We start from the raw sequence: 2169 nt of genomic DNA on the forward strand, positions 1-2169 counted from the left end.
GCCCGTTTTTTGTCTTCTGGTGAATGTGGCATGGTGCTTTCCTAAATTTTTGCGTCACCATACTGTACAGGGGGGGAGTTTCAACCCTTCTTTAGGCCCTTCGCCAGACCTTCTGGAAAATCGATTGACCAAGTGGGCTAGAGATCGAGCCTGTGCATTTAGGCGGCGATCGAATGAGGTGGTGATCGGTTGCGTCTATCTTTCAACGGAAATCCGGCTCCGGGCCTGAAATTCGACTACAAGCTCCGCTGGTTCGATGGCCTGTACTCCTATTCCGCGGAGCTCTTCGAACTCGACGTCCCTTTGGCTTTGGTGGGAGATTTCAATGTCATGCCGTCGGACTTAAGGGTTTAAGCGCTGGAACGCTGACGAGTAGATGGTTTGTCCCGGCCGGAGGTGCACGCAGCTTATTCCGAACTCATTGCCACGAGCTGGACAGATGCCTACAGCGACATCCCGAAGAGCGGATCTATAGGTCTCTAAGTATTTTCGGAACGCAATCGCCCGCGACGCCGTGCTGCGCATCGACCACTTGCGCCTGAGATATTACGTGAAAGTCTGCAAGGTCGCCTTGAGGGCCGAGGTCACAAATCTGAAAATAGGCGACAGGGTTGTGGTGCACGCCAATGCGCACTAAGATATGATAAATCCTTGAAATATATGGATGGTTCCGCTACGGAAACGGCCACTTGGCTTTTGCGACGGACATTCCCGCCGCGCGCACCGTCATCATCTCATCATTGGCTCGATAGGGCCGCACGACCCATTTCTAGCCTTCTCTTTCCGCGTACACTTCCATCGGTTGCCGAACGCCCTTGAGTCGATGGAATCCGGCGCTGAAGAAGTTTTCCGTGTCTTTGATTGGCAGAAGGGACCGAAACGCTGATGAGATTACGAGCGGTCGTCCTATTTCGTTGCATATTGACGCGATTCGACAAACTTCGTTCACGGCTGGACCGATCACTGTAAAATCCAACCGATCACAACTACCGATGTTTCCATAGAAAACCTCACCAACATGAAGTGACAGATAGATCGAGGTTACAACTTGGCCGCTGTCCCAACGGACACGATTGAGCGATTGCAATCGTTCTTCTAGTTCCCTTCGAGCTGCGAGGGCGCTCTGAGCGGCGGTCTCAGGAGACTCCGCGTTAAATATTGCGAGAGTGCCATCTCCGATAAGCTTTAAGACATCCCCACCATTCTTTGTCACGGAGAGAATTGCAGCTTCTGAATAGTCGTTGAGTAGACCGATGAGCTCCCCACTTGCGACCTGCTCTGACAAGGACGTGTAATCCGCCATGTCCGAAAACCAGAGGACGGTGTGAATGCTATCGACCGCACCTCGCGCAATTCGTCCCTGAAGAACCCTGCGGCCAGGATCGCGACCGAGATATACACTAACCAGCGACTGGGCTATCCTCCGGACAGCCGCTGTTTTAATCGATAGAGCAAGCGTCGGGAGGAGCTCGCGAAGAGCTTCCACTTCGCCTTCTGAGAATCCATTGTCTGATTTGCTTGACCACCGCGAGTAAAGATTGTCCATTTCGCCGATAGTATCGACTTCACACAGTCTTTGGATCATTGCGAAATAGTCTGTCTGACCTTCATCTCGGAGTTCGTTCAGTACAAGAAATGGAAGCGTTTCGGCCCCCCGCAACGACACACGCAGTTCAGTCTGTCCGGCTTGTTGCATGGCGTAGAAGGGACTGCGTAGCCAGATTTGGGCATTTTCTTCAGCGTTGTCGCGGAGAAATTGCTGTTGTGATTGCTCTACGCCCTCGTCTTCGTCCCAAAAAAAACCCCAGGATTCGAGTACGGGATGAAGAGTATCAATAAAAAGAACGCCCTGCGAGATCATTATCCCATGTCGGCGACACCCTTCACAAAACCCGACAAGTATCTCACATTCGGTTCGCCCCAGCAGGCCTTGAGAAACCAACCACCGCTTAATTTCGGTCAAAGCCGCGTTTTTCATAAGTGCCCTACTCATCTTGAATACGCAAAAACAATGGGATAATTATGCGATATTACTATCAGCACACGAAGTAATCTTTTCAGGCCGAGTATACCACTAAGGATTTGCTTACGCGAGTGAAGGGTGTTGGCTACAAAGCTGCGATAGCTTTCCAGCTGTCTAAATCCGCAAAGTGTTTCAGGGGGTATCAG

At 51.4% G+C, this 2169-nt stretch carries 2 protein-coding genes and 1 pseudogene; 1 reads left to right on the top strand and 2 read right to left on the bottom strand.

From position 1 onward, the window contains the following. Positions 1-178: 178 nt before the first annotated feature. Positions 179-541 (top strand): annotated as a pseudogene (locus DOU54_RS28200) (exonuclease/endonuclease/phosphatase family protein); the annotation flags it as partial. 228 nt (positions 542-769) lie between these two features. Here DOU54_RS28200 and DOU54_RS17020 read toward each other — a convergent pair. Further along, complete coding sequence (locus tag DOU54_RS17020) at positions 770-1978, bottom strand: adenylate/guanylate cyclase domain-containing protein (RefSeq protein ID WP_006470625.1); 1209 nt, start codon at positions 1976-1978, stop codon at positions 770-772. Positions 1979-1989: 11 nt separating this feature from the next. Continuing rightward, positions 1990-2169 (bottom strand): hypothetical protein (locus DOU54_RS27740; RefSeq protein ID WP_210206212.1); only part of this gene is annotated, 180 nt, incomplete at its 5' end.

It is taken from the genome of Agrobacterium sp. MS2 (assembly GCF_003261015.1).
Taxonomy (GTDB): domain Bacteria; phylum Pseudomonadota; class Alphaproteobacteria; order Rhizobiales; family Rhizobiaceae; genus Agrobacterium; species Agrobacterium pusense.